Raw genomic sequence first — 23,924 nt, 5'->3', positions numbered from 1 at the left:
ATATCGCTTAATAAGTGATATGTATTAAGCTATCCGTTGCAGATCTGCAATGTTTTATTGACACAGGAATAATAATAAACGGCATCCGATAATACTTCATCCTGCTCAACATACTGCGCGTTGACCTCCGTAACCATTTCACACAGTTCTTTCCGAGACATTGTTGCATTTTCCGGCATAATGATCATTTCGTGGATGCTGCTAGGCAGCAAATAATAATTGCCTCCTATATTTTCTCCTATATGCTGTAAGCATTGCGGATACAAAACAACCGCCGCACCATTAATCTTCGACGAATTTGTTAGAACATATGGATCACCTTCGCGACTTTTTGCCCAAAACGCTCGATTCCCCCAAATATTTTCATCCCCCGTCTGCATAATATCATCCAAGGAGCTTTCATGATCTGTCTGCTGAAAGAACTCATATAACATAGTTTCCATACGACATATAGAAATCGGGAAACGCTTCATCGTATTGTTTTGTGCGATCGTAAACAACGTCTGATGATCCAATCCCCATTTCTGCATTAGATCAAGGCTGATCCGGAAAGAGGCAATTCCATGTTCATCCTGCACCATCAGACAATGAAAGGTGATTGCTAGATCCATAAATGGAATGTAAGGAACTTCCGCCAACTGCTCTTCATTTTTCTCTAAAGATACCACGCGGTAAATAATTTGTTCCCGACACGCCTCCAATGTCAGATTCTCACTGTCGAACCGATTGTTTTTGGCTGTTTCGTGATAGGTCGAAACAATGTCAGCTACTAACTGTTCCATCGTCTCTCCCTGTTCATATCTTGGATAGAGCTGCTGCATATAAAACTGTGGTGATACATTAGTATCCTCTGCCAATATTACCAAACTATCCAATTCAAGTTGATTGTTTTTGATCACTTTATGCCGTTCGACCTGATATCCCTCCGAAAATTTTTCTTTTACCATCTGTTCCATAACATTTTTAAACTCTTCAAAATCATACATCCTATAATCTCCTCCATACCCTATTTGCTTGATGTACTCTCGACAAAACAAGCTATAACAGCCCGTTTCATCTGTGCTGAATTTGAGGTTTCCCGATACTCCCACCCTATCAAAGCTTATAACCTCGAGAAACCTAATGAACGACTCCATTTGAAAATCCGGTTCTCTTCTATGCTGTCTACAGCTATCATCCCTCTCTTTGCCCTGTTGCACAGCGATGGAAGAAATCGTGTTTTAGTAAAAGGTAGATTTGTCCGATATGGGAACTTATTCTGAAATAAATCATGAATAGAAATACTATATGAAAGCTGCTTTACTCTCTCAATGTGATTATGAACAAAAGACCCTTCAAAAACTTAGAATGTCAATCAGATGATCTGCCTGACAATTGGATTTTCCAGTCCAGCAAACTGAAATCTTGTGTATGTTTCTCACTCACTGGACTAGTAATATCGTACCAAAATGATATCATCCGGACAATGGACGTATGTACTAATAAAAATGCTCATAAATAGCAATTCTCACAAAGAAAATCAGATAATACAAAAATTGACAACCCTGATTTTGTGCAATTTGTCTTTTTTGCTCTTTCAAACCATACAATATGCACAATTTTTTTGCCTAAAATCTCAGAAAGCCCCTATAAATTCGTACTTTCAAGTACTTTGTGCGGTGATCGCACGCTACACAACAGCAGTTTCAGTTATTAATGAACAAAGAGTCGCTTGCGACTCTTTCGCGCTCGAGCGGTGCTGTTTACAGCTAACTTCTTCTCCGCGAGATGCGCATCCTCGCGGAGCGTTTTTTACTTTATAGGAAACGAAAAGTTTCCTATAAAGTAAAAAAGACCGCCGGAAGAGTCCTCTCTTCCGACAGTCCGATATCCGGTTTATTCGTTAATACGATCTCGCCATTTGCAGTCCATGGTCTTACGTGACAGCAAACTCACTTATACGTATTACTTGCTCAGGAATTCATGAATACCCTTTGCAGCAGCTTTACCGGCTCCCATTGCCAAAATAACCGTAGCAGCACCGGTAACAGCATCACCACCGGCATATACCTTTGCCTTTGATGTCTGACCATTCTGCTCCTCTGCAACGATACATTTACGACGGTTTGTCTCTAATCCCTTCGTTGTCGAAGAGATCAATGGATTTGGGCTGGTTCCCAAAGACATGATAACGGTATCTACATCCAGCGTAAACTCAGATCCGGCAACCTCCACCGGTCTGCGTCTTCCGGATTCATCCGGCTCACCAAGCTCCATACGGATGCATTCCATACCGGAAACGTTACCATCTTCATCGGTAAAGATCTGTGTTGGATTTGTGAGGAGATCAAAAATAATTCCCTCTTCCTTTGCATGATGTACTTCCTCGACACGTGCAGGAAGTTCTTCTTCGCTACGTCGATATACAATATGAACTTCAGCCCCCAGACGAAGTGCAGTTCTGGCTGCATCCATTGCTACGTTACCGCCACCAACAACAGCAACTTTCTTGCCGGCAATGATCGGTGTGTCATAGTTCTCGTCAAAGGCTTTCATAAGGTTACTTCTGGTCAAATACTCATTGGCAGAGAAAACGCCATTGGCATTCTCGCCCGGAATACCCATAAATCTAGGAAGACCTGCACCGGATCCTACGAATACCGCATCGAATCCTTCCTCTTCTAATAACTCATCTATTGTTGTTGCCTTACCGATCACAACGTTTGTCTCAATCTTAACGCCCAGTGACTGTACGTTTTCTACTTCCTTATCCACTACTTTTGTCTTTGGCAGACGGAACTCCGGAATACCATAAGATAATACGCCACCAGCCTTATGCAGCGCCTCAAAAATAGTAACATCGTAACCAAGCTTTGCAAGATCTCCTGCACAGGTAAGTCCTGCAGGTCCGGAACCGATCACAGCAACTTTCTTGCCGTTCTTCGTCTCTGCAGGTGCCGGCTTAATGCCTTCTTCTCTTGCTGTATCTGCAACATAGCGCTCTAGCTTACCGATAGAAACAGCATCACCTTTGATTCCACGGATACATTTGGACTCGCACTGGCTCTCCTGTGGACATACACGACCACATACAGCCGGAAGTGCAGAGTACTTACTGATCACATGATAAGCATCTTCTACACTGCCCTCTACGAGCTTGCCAATAAATCCCGGAATATCAATATTTACCGGACAGCCTTTCACGCACTGCGGATTTTTACACTGCAGGCAGCGAGATGCCTCTGCCGTTGCCTCTTCTCTATTGTATCCAAGACATACTTCTTCAAAGTTCTTGGCACGTACCTTCGGGTCCTGCTCACGTACAGGAACTCTCTTCATTACATCTACTTCCATTGTTATCCTCCATTCGAAGTGTTTATTCTATTTTGTTCTATCATTAATGGCACTGGCCACATCCACCGTGATGGGTATCACCTTCCTGCAATTTAAGCATTGCTCTGCCTTCTTCTGTCTTGTACATACGCTGACGCAGCATTGCCTGGTCAAAGTCAACCAAATGTCCATCAAACTCAGGTCCATCTACACAGGCAAATTTGATCTCATCGCCAACTTTCAAACGACACGCACCACACATACCTGTTCCATCGACCATGATTGGGTTCATGCTGACGATCGTAGGGATACCAAGCTCTTTTGTAAGCTTACATACAAATTTCATCATGATCATCGGTCCAATCGCTACAACCTTCGTATATTCCTTACCCTGTCCGATCAGATCATTGATCTTGTCACAGCCGTTACCTTTGAACTCATAAGAACCATCATCGGTAGCAATATAAAGGTTCGCAGCTACTTCGCGCATCTCATTTTCCAAAATAATAATATCTTTTGTGCGGGCGCCGATAATAACATCGACATCAACACCATGTTCTTTCATCCATTTTACCTGTGGATATACCGGTGCAGTACCTACACCACCACATACAAAAAGAATCTTCTCCTTTTTCAACTCATCTAATGGCATCTTGATCAACTCAGATGCACATCCAAGCGGTCCTACAAAATCCATAAAGGATTCTCCTACCTCATACTTTGCCATCTCCGTAGTAGATGCTCCAACTGTCTGAAATACAATCGTAACACTTCCCTGCTCGCGGTCATAATCACATACCGTAAGCGGAATACGCTCTCCTTTTTCATCGGTCTTGACAATGACAAACTGACCCGGCTGACAGTGTTTTGCCACTCTTGGTGCCTCAATATCCATAAGCCAGATATTATTGGCAAGGTATTCTTTCTTTAAAATTTTAAACATAATGTGCCTCCATTATTTTTTATTGCAGTAACCGAATTTCCCTGTAGTCGCATTATTTTGTCTTCATTCGGATTTACTTTGTATTTACAAAAACGCTTCCAGCCCTGTCTGCGTTGACAAAAAACTGTTGGAATAACGTTTATCACCACTTACATTTTGACCAAACCATTCCGGCGGAACAAACAGATCTGCATCTTCCTCATCCTGAAATTCCACTTCAACAAAACGAAGTCCCTCTAAGGGACCATGAAATACATCTAATTCCGCAATATGCCCATCTGCTAACGGAATAATATACCGTGTCTTAGAGATCAAGCCGCCATCTACCTTCTGGCGCAGATGCTTATAACTTTCCTCCGGCAGGTTTATCTCATACTCCTGGCACATACGAACATCCGCCCGTCTTTCGCCAATCATTCCATCAAAGGATTTACAGGTCAAAATATACTTGTCATTGCTTCGTCTGATACGCACTACCGGATCCGTGCAGAGATACCCCTGCTCCATTTCCTTTGTCATAGCTCCATCCAAACAAGGCATTTCTTTGATCTGATATTTTTTCTCAATTTCCATGAGCACTTTCCTTATCCACTGCTAACTGCTCTGTCTTTGCGTTTTTATTTTTGCGCAGGCGGATTCCCAACATAACCGCTGCGACGGCAAGAGCAGCACTGACGATATATTTAACGACATACCAGAGCAGCGCACCTCCAAAGGACAGATCAGCAATCCCCTTTGCTAACAAAACACCAATCATATCTTCTCCTCCTTCTTATTATTACCTGCGATTCACCAATTCCTTCGTGATATCATTCCAGTCCAAACCACATTCTGCCATCAGGACCATCATATGATACAGGAAATCTGCAATCTCATAGCGCAGCTCTTCTGCATCCGGATTTTTGGCAGCGATCACAATCTCCGTTGCCTCTTCTCCACATTTCTTAAGAATCTTATCGATTCCCTTATCAAACAGATAATTCGTATACGAACCTTCCTTTGGATGATTTTTTCGTTCCATAATAACGTTGTAATCTTCCATCAATACGGTAAGAGGATTCGTCTGAATATATTCTTTCTTGGCCAATTCTTTGAAAAAACAGCTTCGATTGCCGGTATGACAGGCAGCACCGATCTGACGCACTTTAGCAAGAATCGTATCATTATCACAATCTAACGACAATGATTTAACATACTGAAAATGACCGGAAGTTTCACCCTTTAACCAAAGTTTCTGTCTGCTTCGGCTGAAATATGTCATGCGGCCTGTTTCGATCGTCTTCGCATAAGATTCCTCATTCATATATCCAAGCATAAGAACTTCACCGGTGCGGTAATCCTGCACAATTGCCGGGATCAACCCATTGGCATCCAGCTTAAAATCAGCAAAATCGATCAGACTTTCGAAAACTTCCACAGCTATACCATTCTGCTTCAATGCACGTTTTGCTTTATAAATATCTTTGTCCTCAAAATAATTAGTTGATACACCGTATACATTGCTATAGGAAAGCAACTCACTTAGATCATTACGGATCAATCCATCTCGGATCAAAACCGTCATTTTGCACTGATCGATCGCATCACTAAAACTCTTTGTCGTATCAATATGCTTTAACACGACCGTACCAAATCCCTGCTCATAAAAAGCATTGAGCTGTTCCGCATTTTGAAAATCAGCCTTCATGTCGACTTCCACAGCCAGTTTATCACGATCAAAACGGCGCAGGATCTCATTTAATTCTTTCTCCTCCGGCAGCAAAGCCTTACGGATCACAACAGAACTTGCTCCGGTATAGAGTGCCTTTTTGGCATCCTCAAACCGTGATACATAGATTCCAACCGTAAATGGAATGTCGATCTGTTTTTCAATCTCCCGCACGGTAGACAAAAACTCCTCTCTGGAAGCTTCATCTCCGGTATAATTATATAAAAACAATTCGTCCGCTCCCTCACAGGAATAGCGGTTTGCCAATTGAATGACATTTGCAGGATACTCATTCTCTGCATTAATAAAAGGAATTATCTTTTTGTGGTTCATAATCGTCCTCCTATAGGCTTCCTTTGGTTGATAATACATCGGATATACGTCCGTCATAACTCACAGCACGATCCAATGCTTTTGCAAACGACTTAAAAGCAGCCTCAATAATGTGATGATTGTTCTCCCCATCGAGCTGTTTTACATGAAGATTCATTCCTGCTGCATAGCTTACTGCATAAAAGAATTCATGAACCATCTCTGTATCGAACTGTCCCACAGATGGAACTGTAAGGTCCAGATGATAGCGCAGGTATGGTCTGCCTGACAGATCCAATGCACATAGTACTAGCGTTTCATCCATCGGCAAGATGCACTCGCCAAAACGGCAGATGCCCTTTTTATCCCCTACAGCCTGACGGATCGCCTCACCCAAAACAATTCCGGTGTCCTCTATCGTATGATGGCAGTCCACCTCCAGATCACCCTTTGCCTGTACTTCCAGATCAAACAACCCATGTCTGGCAAAACTATTCAACATATGATCAAAGAATCCAATCCCGGTCTGAATAGAAGCTTTCCCTGTTCCATCCAAATTTAAACGGATCGTAATATCCGTTTCTCCGGTCTTTCTTGTCACCTCAGCCTGACGGCACTTCACGTTCTGTTCCATAGGAATCCTCATTTCTTTGCTTTTCCTTTTATTTTACCCGATTTTTCAAAAGTTTGCAATTTGTATTCCAATTATTGTTCGAATCGAACAGCGATTGAATTTGCATGTGCAGTCAGCTTCTCAGCAGTTGCAAAGTCCTCGATATCCTGATGTACTAGCTCCAGTGCCTCTCGGGAATAGGAAATGATACTGGACTTCTTAATAAAGTCATCGACCGACAGTGGAGAGAAAAACTTCGCAGTGCCATTTGTCGGAAGCACATGGTTTGGTCCTGCAAAATAATCACCCAAAGGCTCACTGCTGTACTCTCCTAAGAAAATCGCTCCGGCGTTACGGATTCTCGTCATTGTATCGAATGGATTTTTCGTAACGATCTCTAAATGCTCTGAAGCAATCTCGTTAGCTGTTTCAATCGCCTCTTCCATCGTATCTGCAACCAGAATATAACCGTAAGAATCCAATGATTTTTGAATGATCTCCTGACGGGATAATTTTTTCACAAAACCATCAACTTCTTCGGATACTTTATCAGCCAGCTCTTCGCTAGTCGTGATCAAGATTGCAGATGCCATCTCATCATGTTCTGCCTGTGACAATAAGTCAGCAGCTACATAACGTGGGTTGGCTGTCTCATCTGCCAGTACTAAAATCTCACTCGGGCCGGCGATCGAGTCAATGCTGACATGTCCATATACCGCTTTCTTGGCCAGTGCCACAAAAATATTGCCTGGTCCCACGATCTTATCAACCTTTTTGATACTTTCGGTTCCATATGCCAAAGCACCGATTGCCTGTGCTCCACCCACTTTATAAATCTCATCGACGCCAGCCTCTTTGGCTGCAACCAATGTGATCGGATATACTTTGCCATCTTTTCCCGGCGGTGTTGTCATAACGATACGTTCTACTCCTGCCACCTTTGCCGGAACAATATTCATCAGAACCGATGACGGATATACTGCTTTACCACCCGGAACATATACACCAACACGTTCCAATGCTGTTACTTTCTGACCTAACAGCGTGCCATCCGGTTTGCTGTCAAACCAACTGTATCGAACCTGTTTCTGGTGATAATCACGAATATTCACTAACGCCTTACGAATGATTTCAATCAGATGAGAATCTACTTTTTCATATGCCTCAGCAATTTCTTCTTCGGTAACACGGAAGGTTTCCTCAGTGATCTTTACACCATCAAACTGTTCTGTATACGCAAACAGTGCCTGGTCACCTTCTGCTTTCACTTTATCCAAAATATCGCGAACCGTTGTCTCAAATTTGCTATATTGATTCGGACTTCTTTTCAAAAGATTTTCCAAAATATTTTCGCGCTCTTTTTGTGTCAGCTTTACAATTCTCATCGTAATTTCCTCCTCTTTCTATGTTACTGTGGAATAACTTCCCGCAAATCTCGGATCAACTTTGTAATACGCTCATGCTGCATCTTCATACTCACTTCATTAACAACCACTCTCGCCGATAACGGACAGATCTCTTCCAATACTTCCAAACCGTTTTCACGCAGTGTCGAACCTGTCTCAACAATATCCACGATCACTTCTGACAGACCAACGATTGGAGCAAGCTCTACCGACCCATTCAGTTTAATGATCTCAACTGTCTGATGTTTGACATTATAAAAATAATCCTTTGCAATGCGAGGATACTTGCTTGCCACACGGATCAGAGAACCGTCATTCAAGCGTTCCTTCGCCTCTTTCGGTCCTGCAACACACATACGGCATTTACCGCAATTGAGATCCAATACTTCGTATAACTTGCGGCCCTCTTCCAAAATGGTATCCTTACCGACTACACCAATATCAGCAGCACCCATTTCAACATAAGTCGGAACATCCGATGCTTTCGAAAGGAAAAACTTAAAACCAAGTTCTTCATTTACAAAGATCAGCTTACGCGTTTTCTCATCCTTCATTTCCTCACATGTAATACCAATCTGCTCTAACAGCGCTAATGTCTGTTTTGCCAAACGCCCTTTTGCCAGGGCAAATGTTATGTATTTCATCGCTATCCTCCTACTTATTTCGCCTCTATCATCTGCTGTTTTTCGCCATCTTTCGTCAGGTAGATCAAAGAATCATTACCGTTGCGTTTTGCGTAAGCAACATATTCTTCAATTTCTTTTTTGGAAGATTTGCGCATCATCTGAACAACTTGTCCACCTTCACGCATTTTCTTAGCCTCCTGCAAAGCCTGCGCACGCACCTCTTTCGGATACACCAAAAGTGTTCCGCCAAGTGCAGTCTCTCCAAACAGCTTCTGACGCTCCATTGCGATCATCAACTGGTCTAATACGATAACCAAACCGATTGCCGGCGCCTCTTTGCCAAACTGTGCCACCAAACCGTCATAGCGGCCACCGCTGGCGATCGCCTCACCATTTCCATATGTATAGGCACGGAATACAACTCCTGTATAATAGCTGTAATGACTCAGCATACTGAGATCGATCGTGACATAATCTTCTAAACCATATATCTTTAAGATCTCTTCTAATTTTTCCAAGCGTTCTAATGCTTTATATACGCGCTCGCTCTTACTTCTCGCACGCACAAAATCTGCCGCCTCTTTTAAATTCTCTAATAGCTCCGGCAGTTTCACAAAGACCTCTTTTAACCCCTGCTGTACCGTGAGCTTGCCTAACAATTCTTCCACGCCAAAGAAGTTTTTGCTCTCGATCAGATCACGCAGCGTCTCGATCGTCTCCTCCTCAAAGCCTGCTTCCTCTACCAAAGCCCGGAACAGATCGGCATGTCCCACTTCGATCTGAAATTCCTTCAAACCGCTCTCTAACAGACATTCTATCGTCAATGCTAACATCTCTGCATCCGCATCGGAGCTGTCATCCATAAAAAGCTCTGCTCCAACCTGTGTCACTTCCTGTAATTTACCCTTGTATTGTCCGGTACTGACAAAAGTCTGTGCCGTGTAGCAGAAACGCATCTGCTCAGTCTCCTCACGGAAATATTTGGCAACACAGCGTGCGATCGCCGGCGTCATGTCCGGTCGCAATACTAGTGTATTGTTGCCACGGTCAAAGAACTTAAACATCTCATTGGATGCAGCTGTTCCACGTTCTTTATTAAAAATATCAAAATACTCAAACGTCGGTGTCTGCACATTTCGAAATCCATAGGAATGCATTACCTGCTCTAACGAATGCTGTACCTCCAGCTTTCTGGCACAAGCACTGCCATAAATATCCCGCACTCCACCGGGTGTGTGCAACAATTCTGATGCCTTTGTATTTTCTGTTCCTGCCATAAAACAACCATTCCTTTCTAATACATACCTGTCGGTGTCTCTTCTTTTGCGTCATATCCCTTGTCACGAAGCGCCTTTAAGATCTCATTTTTGTGCTCCTGTCCAAATGCCTCAAGCGTGATCCGAAGCTCAACTGCCGCATTACGGTTAATGCTGACAAACTGATTATGCTCTAAGCGGATAACATTTCCTTTTTCTTTTGCGATAATATCCGCTACGTTGACAAGTTCACCCGGTCTGTCCGGTAACTGTACGGCAACGGTAAATACTCTGCCGCGGGCGATCAGTCCATGCTGAACGACGGAAGACAACGTAATAATGTCCATATTACCGCCACTTAAGATTGAAACGACCCGTTTGCCCTTGCAGTCGAGATGCTTTAATGCTGCCACAGTAAGCAAGCCTGAGTTTTCTACTAACATCTTATGGTTTTCCAAAATATCTAAGAAATTGACGATCAACTCTTCATCCTCAACAGCAATGATCTCGTCAATATTTTTCTGTATATATGGGAAAATCTTATCTCCCGGAGTCTTAACAGCAGTACCATCCGCAATTGTCTCTACCTTTGGCAGTGTAACTACTTTGCCCGCATCTAAAGATGCTTTCATACAGCTTGCGCCTGCCGGCTCTACGCCAATCACTTTGATGTTCGGATTTAACAGCTTAGCAAGTGTTGAAACACCGGCTGCCAGTCCACCACCACCGATTGGGACCAAAATAATGTCTACTGTCGGCAGTTCCTTAAAGATTTCCATTGCAATCGTTCCCTGACCGGTTGCAACGGTTTCATCATTAAACGGATGTACAAAAGTAGCACCGCTCTTCTCTGCCAATTCCAACGCTTTCTGGCAGGCTTCATCGTATACTGATCCATGCAGTATCACGTTAGCGCCATAACCTTTCGTTCGATTCACTTTTATCAATGGCGTCGTTGTCGGCATTACGATCGTTGCCGGAACACCATATAATTTGGCCGCGTAGGCAACTCCCTGCGCATGATTTCCTGCAGATGCCGTAATCAATCCTTTTTCTCTTTCGTCCGATGACATTGTACTGATCTTATAATAAGCGCCTCGCACCTTATAAGCTCCTGTGTACTGCATATTTTCCGGTTTCAGATATACTTTATTTCCTGTCTGTTCTGAAAAGTACTCGCTATAGATCAGATTGGTCGGAAGTACGACTTCCTTAACTTTTTCTGAGGCTTCTTCAAACTTATCTAATGTCATCATGTTACTATCCTCCAATGAATTTTCTTTTTATCCTGTCAATCATTCAAACAGTGCGTCAACAAATTGATCTGCATCAAATTTCTGCAGATCATCAATCTGCTCTCCAATACCAATATATTTCACCGGTACATGCAGCTCTGATTGAATTGCGATCGCAATCCCGCCTTTGGCCGTACCATCTAATTTTGTCAAAATGATTCCGGTAATGTCTGCCACTTCGCCAAACTGTTTTGCCTGTGCTAATGCATTCTGTCCCGTCGTTCCATCCAATACAACCAGTGTCTCCCGATGTGCATCCGGATATTCACGTTCAATAATTCGATTGATCTTGCGCAGCTCCTCCATCAAATTTTTCTTGTTATGAAGTCGTCCGGCTGTATCACAGAGCAAAATATCTGCCTTTCTTGCCTTTGCTGCATTTACGGCATCATACACAACTGCTGCCGGATCACCGCCTTCCTGACCGGAGATCAACTCCACGCCTGCACGATTTGCCCATTCGGTAAGCTGTTCAATTGCTGCCGCACGAAATGTGTCAGCAGCTGCAAGTATCACTTTCTTACCATTGTTTTTGAACTGTCCTGCCAACTTGCCTACTGACGTCGTTTTTCCAACGCCGTTGACACCGATCAACAATACAACCGAAGTCTCATTCTCATAGTCATATGCATGTTCATCCACGCGCATCTGATCTTTGATACTGTCGATCAACAGTTGCTTGCAGACACTGATCTCTTTGATCTTCTGCTCTTTGACTTTTTGCTGCAGATTCTCAATGATCTTTGACGTAGTATTTACACCAATATCTGCCATAATAAGCACTTCTTCGAGCTCTTCATAGAAATCATCGTCAATCTCCGAAAAGCCGTTGAATATATTGTCAATTCCAGCGACAAAGTTGTCTCGTGTTTTTGTCAGTCCGTCTTTCAGTCTGCTGAAAAATCCCTTTTTTTCACTCATATTCACTCTCCATGTTATTCTTTTTTATGCACTATCTTACTATATTACCTGTTTTACTGCTAAAATGCAACATCAGATACAATATGTTTCAAATGCCGACAATCTGTCCATCTAATTGGCAATCTCTTTTTCATCCAACAGACTGACAGAAACCAACGTAGATACTCCCTTTTCCTGCATAGTGATACCATACAGGATATCTGCAGCATTCATCGTACCACGTCGATGCGTAATAACGATAAACTGTGTATTTTCGGTCAATTTATGCAGATAATTGGCATAACGCCCTACATTAGAATCATCCAACGCTGCCTCGATCTCGTCCAACAGACAAAACGGAGATGGTTTCAGACTTTGGATGGCAAAAAGCAGTGCGATCGCTGTCAGAGCTTTCTCTCCACCGGACATCTGCATCATATTTTGCAGTTTCTTTCCCGGCGGCTGGGCAACGATCTTAATGCCTGCCTCAAGGACATCTTCTCCCTCTGTCAACTCCAGTGCTCCACGTCCACCACCAAATAGTTCCTTAAACACTTTATCAAAACGTGTCTGAATTTCAGCAAACTGTTCTTCAAACTGTTTTCTCATCTCAGTATCCAGTTCCTCGATAATGCCACGTAAGACATCGGCTGCCTTAATGAGATCATCATGCTGGCCGTTAAGCAGTTCATAGCGTTCCATTAGCTCCCGGTACTGTTCAATTGCATTGACATTGACATCCCCTAAGCCTTTGATCTTGCCTTTTAGGGTTTTGATCTGGGCACGCATTTGCGCCCCGGACATATTTAACGCTACACGAATTTCTTCCGCTTTACTAAAGGTCAGTTCATACTGCTCCCACATATAGTTCGTGTAAGAATCCATCTTTTCCTGCAGTTTTTCCTGACTGTTGCGCAGGCGGAACACCTCTTTATCCAATGCATTCATCTGCTCCGATAAGCTCTCCCGACGCTCAAAAAAGCCTTTCTGCCTCGTTGTCAGCTCCTCACGTTTCTGCACTTTCTGCTCAACCATCTCTGTCAACGTCGTGATCTGCACAGAAAGCTGATCCATCTGCTGTCTTAAATCCGCGATCTGTGCCTCTTTTTGACGTACCCGCTCATCTGCCTGCATATTATTCCCGGATGCTTCCTCCATCTGCTGGCAAATATTCTGCAGTTCTCCGGCAACACGATTCACATTTTCCTGCTGAAACTGTTTCTTCTGCTCCAATGTTGTATAGTCCAATTGGAGCTGTGCATCTTCTGTCTCTAATTGTCTTTGCTGCTCCCGGACCTGATTAAGCTTGTCCGTACACTCTGCAATGCGCTCTTCGCGGATCTTATTCTGATCCTCATTTTCCTTACGTTGATCCTGCAGCTTATCTAATTCATCCTGCAGCTCCTTTTTCTGTCCCTCGATCCCCTGACTTTCAAAACGAATGTGATCAAGCTGTTCCTTCGCTTGCTCCATATCGCGGTTTGCACGATCATATTGCAATTTTGCAGTATTTTGCTGCAATACCAGTTCTTCTCGCAGGTGATGATTTGTCTCGATCTTCTGACGGATCTGCGCACCATCTTTCTCATACTTGGCAATATCTGCATCGATTTCGGTAAGGCGCGCTTTCCATTTCTTCGTCTGCTGCTCAAGTTCCTCCATCTCGCGGCGTCTTCCCAACAGATTATTGTTGTTACGAAAAGCACCACCGGACATAGAACCACCCGGATTTAAGAGTTCACCCTCTGTCGTAACGATACGTATCGTGTGATGATACTTCTTGGCCAAAGCGATCGCATGATCGATATGATCAACTACAACAAAACGTCCCAGCAAATATTCTACCAATTCTGAGAAGCGATCTTCTGCCTCTACGAGGGTGGATGCCATACCGATCACACCCGGCTCGGCCATAATATTTTGTGCGCGGCTTGCTGCCTTTGTATGTATATTGGTCAACGGCAAAAATGTAGCTCTGCCGTAGCGATTCTTTTTTAAATGAGCGATCATACTTTTGGCAGTCTGCTCATTATCGGTCACGATATTTTGAATGCTGCCGCCAAGTGCAGTTTCCACTGCGATCTCATACTTTTTATTTACGCGGATAATATCTGCCACAACTCCGACAATGCCCGGATAATTCGGCTTTTGCTCCATAACACGCTTGATGCTCTGCCCAAACCCCTCATAGCGCTCTGTCATATTTTGCAGAGAACGCAGTCTGGAATGATCCATGTGATACTGTCGCTCCGTCTCCCGGCGCTCGAGATTTAACTGCTCTGTCTGTCCCTGCAGATGCTTGACAGAATGTGCGAGTTCTGCTCCGGCATCATCTAACGCTTGTATCTTATCCGTGATCTCCTGCAGATTGCTTTGCTCTCGGTCTAAAATCTCCTGCAAACCGGCCGTTTGCGTTTTATTTTCCAAAATCCGTTTTGTCAGTTCCACTTTTTTGATATTGTTCTGCTCTAACAGCGTTTGAAAGCGTTCTTCCTGCGTCACAACATCCGTATTTGCATCTTTTGCCTGTGCGATCGCCTCATTGTGACCTGCGATCTCCTGCTCGAGAAGTGCGATCTCATTGCCGGTCTTTTCCCGCTTAGCAGTAACATCCTGACGGGACTGTTCCATCTGCTGTAATTTATCTTCAAATTCTTTCGTTTTTGCGCGATGCTCTTCCTGTTCGCTTTCCAGTTCAGACACTTTGGCACGGTAGTTCTCTATCTGCTCACGATAATACAGCTCGCTTTGGCGCACCGCATTGATCTGCTCCTCTAATACTTTTATATCACCTTCCTGCTGATTCAACTTCACTTTATCAGCACTCAGCGTTTCACGGCATTCTTCCAGATTCCGCGTATGTTTATCCAGTGCCTCTTCTAATTGAATATATTCTGACTTGACCGTTTCATATTCTTCCTTTGTCTTAGCCAGATCTCCATCTGCAATACTTTCCTTCTCGCGAAGTTCCTCCATGGAAGCGCTGTTTTCTTTGTAATCTTGCAAAAATACATTGATATCCAGATTGCGCAGTTCATCACGGTAACTCAAATATTCTTTTGCTTTTTCGGATTGCGCCTCCAATGGCTCAACCTGTTTTTCCAACTCCGATAAAATGTCTTCGATTCGCACAAGATTTTGCTGCTCTTCCTCTAAATTCTTCTCAGCAACCGTTTTGCGCTTTTTGAACTTCACAATACCGGCAGCCTCGTCAAAAAGCTCGCGACGCTCTTCCGGCTTACCACTTAAAATCTTATCAATCTGACCCTGCCCGATGATAGAATAACCTTCCTTACCAATACCGGTATCTAACAGTAATTCCTGAATATCCCGCAAACGACACGAAGCACCGTTGAGCAGGTACTCGCTTTCACCGGATCGGTATACCCGTCGAGCAATCTTTACCTCTTCATACGGCACTTTCAACTTGTGATCTTCATTATTGATCGTGATCGCCACATACGCAAAGCCCTGTGGCTTACGAAGCTGTGTTCCGGCAAAAATGACATCTTCCATCTTCGCCCCACGAAGCTGTTTGGCACTCTGTTCACCAAGCACCCATCTGACAGCATCTGCCACGTTACTCTTACCACTGCCATTTGGTCCAACGATAGCAGTGATTCCGTTATGGAATTCAAATACTAATTTATTGGCAAACGACTTAAAGCCATGTACCTCCAAACTTTTTAAATACATCCCTTACCTCATTTCTCCCGCAAAGCAAGAATTGCCTCATACGCTGCCGACTGCTCTGCTTTTTTCTTTGTTCTTCCTGTCCCGACCGCTATCTTTTTACCGTTGATCATCACAGCAACCTCAAATGATTTACAGTGATCCGGTCCGGTTTCTTTCACCAGCTGATATGCCAATGCAAGATGTCTTCCCTGCACAATCTCCTGCAGGATCGTTTTGCTGTCATAAAACAACTTTTTGTTCTCGATATCACGCAGCACAAATGCCTCGACATACTCTTTTGCTCTGGCAAATCCTCCATCCAGATAAACAGCACCGATCGTAGCCTCCATGGCATCTGACAAAATAGAATCCCGCTCTCTGCCCCCGGTGCGATCCTCTCCTTTACCCAAAAGCAGATAATCACCCAAAGAAATTTCTCGCGCACAAGCTGCTAGCGTCGGTTCACAGACATAACTTGCCCGTATCCTTGTAAGATCTCCCTCTGGTTTCTGCGGATTTTCCTTAAAAATATACTCGCTGGAGATCAACTCTAATACAGCGTCTCCCAAAAACTCCAAACGCTCATTGCATTTATATTTTTTCAGTCGTTTTTCATTTGAATACGAACTGTGAGTCAATGCCGTCACCAACAGATACGGATTTTCAAACGTGTATCCAATCTTTTTTTCAAACTCAATTATCTTTTCCTGTCTCACTGTTCATCATACTCCTTTTTATGCAGGTATCATCACAAGATTGCACAGATCCTGTACCGTCTTCACCTGATACACCGCTTCTTCCTCTAAAATAACATCAAACGTGTCTTCCATTCCCATAATGATCTGAAAAACTTCCAGAGAATCCACTCCCAGATCCTCCACCAGCCGCGCTTTGGCATAAATCTGCTCCGAGTCTTTGCCCAGAACTTCTGCAATGATCATCTGCAGCTTTTCAAACTCCATAAGAAACACTCATTCCTTTCCCATCTCATACTATTCGCTAATCTTCCTGCTTTACTGCAAGATTCTCTTTGATCTTTTCATTGATCTGCTCTTCGGTAAACTGCACACACTGCAAAATGCCCATTTTGACATCTTTCGCATTGGAGCTGCCATGCGTTTTAACAACTAATCCTCTCAAGCCAAGCAATGGTGCTCCACCATGATCATCCGTGTTAAACTCTTTCATTGTCTTTTTCAATGCCGGCTTGATCAGCAATGCCCCTATCTTACTGCGAAGTGTAGACATGAGCCCCTGCTTCACCTTAGAAAGCAGTGTCCCTGCCAATCCCTCGTATAATTTCAAAATAACATTGCCAACAAATGCCTCACATACAATAACATCGGCATCACCCTTCGGAATGTCTCTTGCTTCAATACTTCCGGTAAAATTAATATCTTTACATTCTTTCAATAAAGGATATGTTTCTTTCACCAATTGGTTTCCTTTTTCTTCTTCTGCACCAATATTTACAATAGCAACTTTAGGATTGTCTACTCCAACAACGTGTTTCATATATATGGATCCCATCTGTGCAAACTGCACCAAATGGGAAGCTCTGGCATCTACATTTGCTCCACAATCGATCAGCAATGCCGGTCCTTTGGCCGTTGGGATCAATGGCGCTAACGGTGCTCGCTCAATACCTTTGATCCTTCCAACGATCATCTGACCACCAACTAATATAGCACCGGTGCTTCCTGCTGATACAAATGCATCTGCCTCGCCTTTTTTAACGAGTTTCATGCCAACTACGATGGAAGAATCCTTCTTTTTGCGAACTGCCATCACCGGTGGCTCGTCAAATCCGATCACTTCCTCTGCATGAACGATCTCTATGCGCTCTTTATCATACGTATATTTTGCAAGCTGCTCCTTGATCGCATCCGTTCTACCTACCAATACGATAGAAATATTTGTATTTTTCTGCAATGCTTCTACGGCTCCCTGTACCGGAACCTCTGGTGCGTAATCACCACCCATCGCATCCACAACGATCTTAATCTTAGTCTCCATCTTTCTTCACCATGCCTTTCACTATCCACACTATAAGCGTTTATAAAAAAATGACTTAAAACTTGCAAATCCGATATTGCCGGGCGATATGATCTGTTCTGTACTTCCAACAAACAACAACCCGTCTTTTTTAAGGGATGCATTAAACTTTTGATATATCTCCTTTTTGGCTTCCTCCGTAAAATAAATCATCACATTACGGCAGACGATCAGATCACATTCTTTTGGATATCTATCCTTCAGCAGATTATGTTGACAAAATTTGACACAACGCTTGATCTGATCACTGATCTGATAACTCCGGTCAGAAACCTGTGTAAAATATTTCGACACAAATTCTTTCGGTAGTCCTTTTAAGCTCTTTTCATCATAAATACCTATCTGCGCCTTTTCTAACACTTGTCTGTCAATATCCGTCGCATAAACATGGATCTTATCCAGCGGAATAAACTTTGCTAACAGCATAACAAGTGTATACGGTTCATCTCCTGTCGAGCAGGCAGCACTCCATATATGCAGATCATTGCCAAAGCGCTCAAATAAATACGGAAGCATCTCATCCTCCAGCAGCTTCCATTGCTCCGGATTGCGATAGAATTCAGATACATTAATGGTCAAGTATGCCACAAACTCATCCAATCTCACTTTATCTGTCTTTAGCAATCGGATATACTCCTCGTATGATGTAATCTTGCACTTTGTGATCAACGCATCAATGCGTCGTTTCATCTGACGTTCTTTATAACAACTCAGGTCTATCTGGGTCAACCCGAATACCTGTTTCTTAAACAACTCATAATCGCCCATTTCTGACCTCCTTTACATACGCAAATTTCATTCCATACTTTTCGCACAAACGAAAACCCTATACGAAAAAAATCGCCAACCCGTACAAGTACGGATTGGCGAGCGATTACCTACTATTACTCTGCTGGCTCTTCAGCGACATCCTCTTCTTCCTCCGCCTGTGAGTCATTCAATAAAGCCTTGATGCTCAGGCTGATCTTGTGATCTTCGCTATTGAAATCAACAACTTTAGCTTCCACTTCCTGACCAACTTTCAATACATCAGACGGCTTATCAACATGCTCCTTAGAGATCTGAGATACATGCAGTAAAGCATCAACACCAGGCTCTAACTCAATGAATGCACCGAAATCAGCCATACGTGCAACTTTACCCTTCACAACAGAACCAACGCTATATTTTCCATCAGCATTTAACCATGGATTCTGATCCTCAAACTTCAGGCTCAATGCAATCTTATCGTCTTTGATGTCTTTAATAAGAACCTTAGTCTTGTCGCCAACGTTGAATACCTTTCTAGGATTTTCAACACGTCCCCAAGACATCTCTGAAATATGAAGAAGTCCGTCTGCTCCGCCAAGATCGATGAATGCACCGAAATCTGTCAAATTCTTAACAACACCTTCTACAGTATCGCCAACATGAATTCTTGCAAAAAGCTCTTCCTGTTTCTTCTTCTTCTCTGCAACCAAAAGCTGCTTTCTATCACCAATGATTCTTCTCTTCTTTGGATTAAACTCGCTGACAACGAACTCAATCTCCTGTCCTGCATACTTAGAAAGATCTTTCTCATAAGTATCAGATACAAGGCTGGCTGGAATAAAGATCTTAGTCTCATCAACGATGACACTCAAGCCACCTGTTAATACATTGACAACCTTAGCTGTAAGTACTTCTTTATTCTCAAATGCTTCACGAATGCGCTCATTACTCTTCTCCATAGCAAGGCGTTTGTATGTTAATAATACCTGTCCCTCACCATCATTCACCTTGAGTACCTTGGCGTTCATTTTGTCGCCTTCTTTCACAACATCTCTTAAGTCGATGCCGGATTGATTACTATACTCATTTCTAGTAATGATACCATCTGCTTTGTAGCCGATGTTAAGAACGATCTCATCTTCCTTAACGCTGATGACTGTCCCTTCTACAACCTCTCCATTGTGGATTGTTACTAATGATGTTTCTTCCAATAACTGTTCAAACTCATTATTCATTTCTGACATATGATTGAACCTCCTTAATAATAGTATTTGGGGTCGAGGCCCCTGCAGTAATACCCACGCTACGAAAAGATTGAAATTGCTTCAAATCCAAGTCATCAAGTGTCTGTATAAAATGTGTGTCCGGACACACATTCTTGCATATTTCATACAGTTTCTGCGTGTTCGAACTATGTTTTCCACCTATCACTATCATTGCGTCGGAGTCACCGGCAATGGCTGCCGCTTCCGTCTGACGCTCTTCGGTAGCGTTGCAAATTGTATTCATAACGTCTATATCATAACTCTTTTTCGAAAAAATATCAACTATATCTTTAAATTTCTTGTAATTAAATGTCGTTTGTGCCACAACACAAAGTTTCCTGGCTGGTTCCTGACTATAATTTTCTGCCTCCGAAACGCTTCCGATCACTGTAGCTGCGCCATTGCACCAGCCATTGATCCCTTCCACTTCCGGATGGTTTGCATTGCCGACAATGACAATACAGCTTCCTTCCTGATATTTTTTCTCAACAATGCGATGGATCTTGCTGACAAAAGGACAGGTCGCATCAACAATGCGAACCTTTTTGTCTTCCAGTTGATGATACACGTCTGCGCTGATGCCATGTGAGCGGATGATCACCGTCGCATCCTCCGCTTTGGAAAGTTCTTCCGGCGTATCGATCACACGCACACCTTTTTGTTCCAGATCCTGCACAACCTGCTCATTGTGAATGATCGGACCAAGCGTATATACTTTCTTTCCCGTCTCCGCTTCCTTATAAACCATTTCCACTGCCCGCTTCACTCCAAAGCAAAAGCCCGCACTCTTAGCCAATGTAACTTTCATACAAATCTTTCAATCCTTTCTATGCCCACAAAGATCCGTTTTGTTCAGGCCTTTTGAACGAGTGATACGATCTTTGTCACTACTTCCTCGATCGTCATATCAGAGGTGTCTAGATAAATAGCATCTTCTGCCTGCTTTAACGGAGCGATCTCACGATTCATATCCTGCTCATCACGTGCAATAATATCCCTTTCGATCTGGGCAAGATCACTTTCCACACCGCGTTCCTTCTGCTCCAAATAACGTCTTTTAGCTCGCTCCGATGCACTGGCTGTAAGATATATCTTAAGCTCTGCATCCGGCAGGACACAAGTTCCAATATCCCGGCCGTCCATGATCACATTGTTAGCTGCCGCAAGTTCCCGCTGTAAATAAAGAAGTTTCTCACGTACAGCAGGATATTTTGAAGTATTAGATGTCATCATGCTAACCTCTTCCGTACGAATAAAGGCATTGACATTTTCACCGTTAAGAAGTACCTGCTGTTCTCCCTCCTGATAAGCAATCGTCACATTGATATGCTCACAGGCCTCTGCAATCTTTTTCTCATCTTTTGCATCAATTTCCCGGCGCAGAAAATACAGCGCCATCGCACGATACATAGCTCCGGTATCTACATAAATGAAATCCAGTTTCTTCGCTGCCATCTTGGCAATAGTACTTTTGCCGGCTCCTGCCGGTCCGTCAATTGCAATATTATACATATCTATCCTCCATTATCATTCAATACACTGATATTCCTGCCAAATACCCGGTTGACCACGCAACCTGAAGATTATACCCTCCCGTCACACTATCTACATCGATCAGCTCTCCGGCGGCAAATAAATGTGAAATCTCCTTTAATTCCATAGTTGCCGGATTGATCGCCTTTACGGAAATGCCTCCTCCGGTAACGATCGCTTCCGGAAAATCCCGCAGCTTTTTGACGGTACAGGTGAGATCTTTGCATAGCTTAACCAGTCTGTGCCGCTCCTGCCTAGTCACCTCATTGACCTGCTTATCCGGCGTGATCTCGGAAAGTTCCACGATAACCGGGATCAATTTTGACGGCAGCAGCTTTCCCAGACTATTTTTAAACATGCTGTTTTTTTGTGCGGCAAAATCACGCTGTAACCGTTCATCTAACTGTTCTTCCGACAAGGCCGGTTTCAAGTCAATATGCAGTTTACAGTCTTTGGCACCTTTACGACCGAGCAGGCTGCTCGCCGACAAGACCAATGGTCCGCTTACACCAAAATGCGTAAATAGCATTTCTCCCTGTTCCTCGTATATTTTATGCGATCCACGTTCCACGCGCAACGACACATTGCGAAGCGATAATCCCTGAAGTCTGATTGGCCACTCTTCTACCGTCTCAACAGGCACTAACGCCGGATAACATGGTTCTAAAGCAACTCCTGCCTGTTTCAGCAGTCGTTGTCCATCACCTGTCGATCCGGTAGAAGGATATGCAAGTCCCCCCGTTGTAAGGATGACATCATCCGCTGCCAGTGTTTCCAATGCACCATGATAACTCTGTACTTTTACACCTTTACAAATATGATCTTCGATCATAAGTCCTGTCATCTTCGTATGCAATCTGACCGTAACATTTCTTCTGCGAAGTGCTTTCTGCAGTGTTTGCAGCACATCGGAAGACTTATCAGACTGCGGAAACACGCGATTGCCGCGCTCTGTCTTTACCGCCAGACCTTCCTGTTCCAAGAAGTCGATCATACGGCTGCTGTCAAAACTATAAAAGGCACTGTACATAAATTTCGGATTGGAGATCACATGATTCAAATGATTCTCTACATCACTGTCATTGGTGATATTACACCGGCCTTTTCCTGTAATAAATAATTTTTTCCCTAATTTTTCATTCTTTTCTATAATGGTTACCTGATGTCCACAGTCCGCTGCCGCAATAGCTGCCATCATACCGGCTGCTCCACCGCCTACAACGATCACCTCACTCAATCTGTTTCATCCTTTCTAATGCAAATTTCATTGCCTCACGGGCTGCCTGCAAGCGCACCTGCCCACGATCACCGTCAAAGCAATATTTTCTGCTCTCTGCGCACCCCCGAAAGCAGGTTCCGATGTAAACGGTTCCTGCCGGTGTCCCATCTTCACCATCTTCCGGTCCTGCATAACCTGTTGTCGTAACAGAAATATCGGCTCCACTGGCCTGCGCTGTTCCAAGCGCCATTTCTTCAGCCACCTGCGCACTTACCACCGTATACTTTTGAATCGTTGTCACGGATACATGAAGCAGTTTTTGTTTAACCCGGTCTGCGTACGTAACATATCCCTCTTCAAAGACATTTGATGCACCCGGTACATCTACAATACCCGCCGCGATCAGGCCTCCGGTACATGACTCCGCTGTAGAAATCTTATAACCGTTTTGGATACAATATTCTACTAACTGTACCGCCTCCTCAGATGGTACTCTTATCTCATTACATCTTTCCATCATCCATAACCTTCCAATTTTTGATCAAATAATCCAATAACGATACCACCGTAAGTACCAGTGCTAAATAGATCAATATCTGCTCGATCACAGCAACAACCGGATTGTGTATAGACAAGATCAAGACAATGACCATGATCATCTGTACAACTGTTTTTATCTTGCCCCACCAGCTCGCTGCTATCACGACACCGGCATCCGATGCGACCAGACGAAATCCACTAATGATAAACTCACGGCTTATGATCACAATAACAACCCAAGCCGGAATTCTGTTTAAGGACACCAGACAGATCATCGCCGAAGAAACTAATAATTTATCTGCCAACGGATCCATGAATTTTCCAAAATTGGATACAAGTTTATACTTTCTGGCGATATAACCATCTAAGGTATCCGTCAGACTTGCTACAACAAAAACAACTAATGCAATATATTTGCTATAAGGGATGGCTGATACAAGCATAAACACAACAAAAAAAGGTATTAAAAATACACGAAGCATCGTAATCTTATTTGGTAAATTCATATTTATCCTC

General features: G+C 43.4%; 23 protein-coding genes. All 23 read right to left on the bottom strand.

Going from position 1 to position 23,924, the window contains the following annotated elements:
* Nucleotides 1-29 precede the first annotated feature (29 nt).
* Nucleotides 30-986 (bottom strand): DUF5688 family protein, encoded by a 957-nt coding sequence (locus tag ACSAJE_RS01370; protein WP_022025183.1) that lies wholly within the window; start codon nucleotides 984-986, stop codon nucleotides 30-32.
* A 958-nt stretch (nucleotides 987-1,944) separates the two neighbouring features.
* Complete coding sequence (gene gltA, locus ACSAJE_RS01365) at nucleotides 1,945-3,333, bottom strand: NADPH-dependent glutamate synthase (protein ID WP_458009499.1); 1,389 nt, start codon at nucleotides 3,331-3,333, stop codon at nucleotides 1,945-1,947.
* Between the two features lie 43 nt (nucleotides 3,334-3,376).
* Nucleotides 3,377-4,255, bottom strand: coding sequence for a sulfide/dihydroorotate dehydrogenase-like FAD/NAD-binding protein (locus tag ACSAJE_RS01360; RefSeq protein ID WP_022025185.1), 879 nt, complete (start codon nucleotides 4,253-4,255; stop codon nucleotides 3,377-3,379).
* Nucleotides 4,256-4,339: 84 nt separating this feature from the next.
* Nucleotides 4,340-4,828, bottom strand: a complete 489-nt coding sequence (locus tag ACSAJE_RS01355) for a CYTH domain-containing protein (protein ID WP_118506499.1) — start codon at nucleotides 4,826-4,828, stop codon at nucleotides 4,340-4,342.
* Nucleotides 4,818-5,012, bottom strand: coding sequence for a hypothetical protein (locus tag ACSAJE_RS01350; RefSeq protein WP_022025187.1), 195 nt, complete (start codon nucleotides 5,010-5,012; stop codon nucleotides 4,818-4,820). The genes ACSAJE_RS01355 and ACSAJE_RS01350 overlap by 11 nt, the downstream gene beginning before the upstream one ends.
* A 21-nt stretch (nucleotides 5,013-5,033) precedes the next feature.
* Nucleotides 5,034-6,296 carry a bifunctional phosphoribosyl-AMP cyclohydrolase/phosphoribosyl-ATP diphosphatase HisIE gene (hisIE, locus tag ACSAJE_RS01345; RefSeq protein WP_022025188.1) on the bottom strand — a complete coding sequence of 421 codons (1,263 nt, stop codon included), beginning with the start codon at nucleotides 6,294-6,296 and terminating at the stop codon, nucleotides 5,034-5,036.
* A gap of 10 nt (nucleotides 6,297-6,306) precedes the next feature.
* Nucleotides 6,307-6,909, bottom strand: coding sequence for an imidazoleglycerol-phosphate dehydratase HisB (gene hisB, locus ACSAJE_RS01340; RefSeq protein ID WP_022025189.1), 603 nt, complete (start codon nucleotides 6,907-6,909; stop codon nucleotides 6,307-6,309).
* A gap of 71 nt (nucleotides 6,910-6,980) precedes the next feature.
* Nucleotides 6,981-8,273: a histidinol dehydrogenase gene (hisD, locus tag ACSAJE_RS01335; protein ID WP_022025190.1), complete on the bottom strand. Its 1,293-nt coding sequence runs from the start codon at nucleotides 8,271-8,273 to the stop codon at nucleotides 6,981-6,983.
* 23 nt (nucleotides 8,274-8,296) lie between these two features.
* A complete protein-coding gene (hisG, locus tag ACSAJE_RS01330) occupies nucleotides 8,297-8,938 on the bottom strand; it encodes an ATP phosphoribosyltransferase (RefSeq protein ID WP_022025191.1) in 642 nt (213 codons plus the stop codon).
* Between the two features lie 14 nt (nucleotides 8,939-8,952).
* Entirely contained in the window at nucleotides 8,953-10,197 is a 1,245-nt protein-coding gene (hisZ, locus tag ACSAJE_RS01325) for an ATP phosphoribosyltransferase regulatory subunit (protein WP_458009498.1), read from the bottom strand.
* A 17-nt stretch (nucleotides 10,198-10,214) separates the two neighbouring features.
* Nucleotides 10,215-11,432: a threonine ammonia-lyase gene (gene ilvA, locus ACSAJE_RS01320; RefSeq protein ID WP_458009497.1), complete on the bottom strand. Its 1,218-nt coding sequence runs from the start codon at nucleotides 11,430-11,432 to the stop codon at nucleotides 10,215-10,217.
* Nucleotides 11,433-11,471: 39 nt separating this feature from the next.
* The gene (ftsY, locus tag ACSAJE_RS01315; protein WP_022024123.1) at nucleotides 11,472-12,392 is read right to left on the bottom strand and encodes a signal recognition particle-docking protein FtsY; all 921 of its coding nucleotides are present in this window, start codon (nucleotides 12,390-12,392) and stop codon (nucleotides 11,472-11,474) included.
* Nucleotides 12,393-12,503: 111 nt separating this feature from the next.
* On the bottom strand, nucleotides 12,504-16,067 hold the full coding sequence (gene smc / locus ACSAJE_RS01310) for a chromosome segregation protein SMC (RefSeq protein WP_458009496.1): 3,564 nt from the start codon (nucleotides 16,065-16,067) through the stop codon (nucleotides 12,504-12,506).
* 8 nt (nucleotides 16,068-16,075) lie between these two features.
* On the bottom strand, nucleotides 16,076-16,762 hold the full coding sequence (gene rnc, locus ACSAJE_RS01305) for a ribonuclease III (RefSeq protein WP_118690088.1): 687 nt from the start codon (nucleotides 16,760-16,762) through the stop codon (nucleotides 16,076-16,078).
* Nucleotides 16,763-16,780: 18 nt separating this feature from the next.
* Entirely contained in the window at nucleotides 16,781-17,008 is a 228-nt protein-coding gene (locus ACSAJE_RS01300) for an acyl carrier protein (protein ID WP_022026308.1), read from the bottom strand.
* 37 nt (nucleotides 17,009-17,045) lie between these two features.
* Nucleotides 17,046-18,062 (bottom strand): phosphate acyltransferase PlsX, encoded by a 1,017-nt coding sequence (gene plsX, locus ACSAJE_RS01295; protein WP_458009495.1) that lies wholly within the window; start codon nucleotides 18,060-18,062, stop codon nucleotides 17,046-17,048.
* A gap of 30 nt (nucleotides 18,063-18,092) precedes the next feature.
* On the bottom strand, nucleotides 18,093-18,869 hold the full coding sequence (locus tag ACSAJE_RS01290) for a CheR family methyltransferase (protein WP_458009494.1): 777 nt from the start codon (nucleotides 18,867-18,869) through the stop codon (nucleotides 18,093-18,095).
* 116 nt (nucleotides 18,870-18,985) lie between these two features.
* Nucleotides 18,986-20,095 (bottom strand): 30S ribosomal protein S1, encoded by a 1,110-nt coding sequence (gene rpsA, locus ACSAJE_RS01285; protein ID WP_118690085.1) that lies wholly within the window; start codon nucleotides 20,093-20,095, stop codon nucleotides 18,986-18,988.
* Nucleotides 20,079-20,924, bottom strand: a complete 846-nt coding sequence (gene ispH / locus ACSAJE_RS01280; protein ID WP_118506491.1) for a 4-hydroxy-3-methylbut-2-enyl diphosphate reductase — start codon at nucleotides 20,922-20,924, stop codon at nucleotides 20,079-20,081. The genes rpsA and ispH overlap by 17 nt, the downstream gene beginning before the upstream one ends.
* A gap of 44 nt (nucleotides 20,925-20,968) precedes the next feature.
* Complete coding sequence (gene cmk, locus ACSAJE_RS01275) at nucleotides 20,969-21,628, bottom strand: (d)CMP kinase (protein WP_022026304.1); 660 nt, start codon at nucleotides 21,626-21,628, stop codon at nucleotides 20,969-20,971.
* Nucleotides 21,629-21,647: 19 nt separating this feature from the next.
* On the bottom strand, nucleotides 21,648-22,886 hold the full coding sequence (locus ACSAJE_RS01270) for a BaiN/RdsA family NAD(P)/FAD-dependent oxidoreductase (RefSeq protein ID WP_118690084.1): 1,239 nt from the start codon (nucleotides 22,884-22,886) through the stop codon (nucleotides 21,648-21,650).
* On the bottom strand, nucleotides 22,879-23,388 hold the full coding sequence (locus ACSAJE_RS01265; protein ID WP_207665546.1) for a CinA family protein: 510 nt from the start codon (nucleotides 23,386-23,388) through the stop codon (nucleotides 22,879-22,881). Before ACSAJE_RS01265 ends, ACSAJE_RS01270 begins: the two co-directional genes overlap by 8 nt.
* Complete coding sequence (gene pgsA / locus ACSAJE_RS01260; RefSeq protein WP_118506488.1) at nucleotides 23,372-23,914, bottom strand: CDP-diacylglycerol--glycerol-3-phosphate 3-phosphatidyltransferase; 543 nt, start codon at nucleotides 23,912-23,914, stop codon at nucleotides 23,372-23,374. Before pgsA ends, ACSAJE_RS01265 begins: the two co-directional genes overlap by 17 nt.
* Nucleotides 23,915-23,924 lie beyond the last annotated feature (10 nt).

This window comes from Jutongia sp. SJQ-6 (genome assembly GCF_054161275.1).
This window is presented reverse-complemented; position numbering and strand designations above follow the sequence as displayed.

What these genes read in the sequence shown, in the direction of transcription:
- ACSAJE_RS01370 (WP_022025183.1), bottom strand. Translation starts at nt 986, where the DNA reads ATGTATGATTTTGAAGAGTTTAAAAATGTTATGGAACAGATGGTAAAA.
- gltA (WP_458009499.1), bottom strand. Translation starts at nt 3,333, where the DNA reads ATGGAAGTAGATGTAATGAAGAGAGTTCCTGTACGTGAGCAGGACCCG.
- ACSAJE_RS01360 (WP_022025185.1), bottom strand. Translation starts at nt 4,255, where the DNA reads ATGTTTAAAATTTTAAAGAAAGAATACCTTGCCAATAATATCTGGCTT.
- ACSAJE_RS01355 (WP_118506499.1), bottom strand. Translation starts at nt 4,828, where the DNA reads ATGGAAATTGAGAAAAAATATCAGATCAAAGAAATGCCTTGTTTGGAT.
- ACSAJE_RS01350 (WP_022025187.1), bottom strand. Translation starts at nt 5,012, where the DNA reads ATGATTGGTGTTTTGTTAGCAAAGGGGATTGCTGATCTGTCCTTTGGA.
- hisIE (WP_022025188.1), bottom strand. Translation starts at nt 6,296, where the DNA reads ATGAACCACAAAAAGATAATTCCTTTTATTAATGCAGAGAATGAGTAT.
- hisB (WP_022025189.1), bottom strand. Translation starts at nt 6,909, where the DNA reads ATGGAACAGAACGTGAAGTGCCGTCAGGCTGAGGTGACAAGAAAGACC.
- hisD (WP_022025190.1), bottom strand. Translation starts at nt 8,273, where the DNA reads ATGAGAATTGTAAAGCTGACACAAAAAGAGCGCGAAAATATTTTGGAA.
- hisG (WP_022025191.1), bottom strand. Translation starts at nt 8,938, where the DNA reads ATGAAATACATAACATTTGCCCTGGCAAAAGGGCGTTTGGCAAAACAG.
- hisZ (WP_458009498.1), bottom strand. Translation starts at nt 10,197, where the DNA reads ATGGCAGGAACAGAAAATACAAAGGCATCAGAATTGTTGCACACACCC.
- ilvA (WP_458009497.1), bottom strand. Translation starts at nt 11,432, where the DNA reads ATGATGACATTAGATAAGTTTGAAGAAGCCTCAGAAAAAGTTAAGGAA.
- ftsY (WP_022024123.1), bottom strand. Translation starts at nt 12,392, where the DNA reads ATGAGTGAAAAAAAGGGATTTTTCAGCAGACTGAAAGACGGACTGACA.
- smc (WP_458009496.1), bottom strand. Translation starts at nt 16,067, where the DNA reads ATGTATTTAAAAAGTTTGGAGGTACATGGCTTTAAGTCGTTTGCCAAT.
- ACSAJE_RS01300 (WP_022026308.1), bottom strand. Translation starts at nt 17,008, where the DNA reads ATGGAGTTTGAAAAGCTGCAGATGATCATTGCAGAAGTTCTGGGCAAA.
- plsX (WP_458009495.1), bottom strand. Translation starts at nt 18,062, where the DNA reads ATGGAGACTAAGATTAAGATCGTTGTGGATGCGATGGGTGGTGATTAC.
- ACSAJE_RS01290 (WP_458009494.1), bottom strand. Translation starts at nt 18,869, where the DNA reads ATGGGCGATTATGAGTTGTTTAAGAAACAGGTATTCGGGTTGACCCAG.
- rpsA (WP_118690085.1), bottom strand. Translation starts at nt 20,095, where the DNA reads ATGTCAGAAATGAATAATGAGTTTGAACAGTTATTGGAAGAAACATCA.
- ispH (WP_118506491.1), bottom strand. Translation starts at nt 20,924, where the DNA reads ATGAAAGTTACATTGGCTAAGAGTGCGGGCTTTTGCTTTGGAGTGAAG.
- cmk (WP_022026304.1), bottom strand. Translation starts at nt 21,628, where the DNA reads ATGTATAATATTGCAATTGACGGACCGGCAGGAGCCGGCAAAAGTACT.
- ACSAJE_RS01265 (WP_207665546.1), bottom strand. Translation starts at nt 23,388, where the DNA reads ATGATGGAAAGATGTAATGAGATAAGAGTACCATCTGAGGAGGCGGTA.
- pgsA (WP_118506488.1), bottom strand. Translation starts at nt 23,914, where the DNA reads ATGAATTTACCAAATAAGATTACGATGCTTCGTGTATTTTTAATACCT.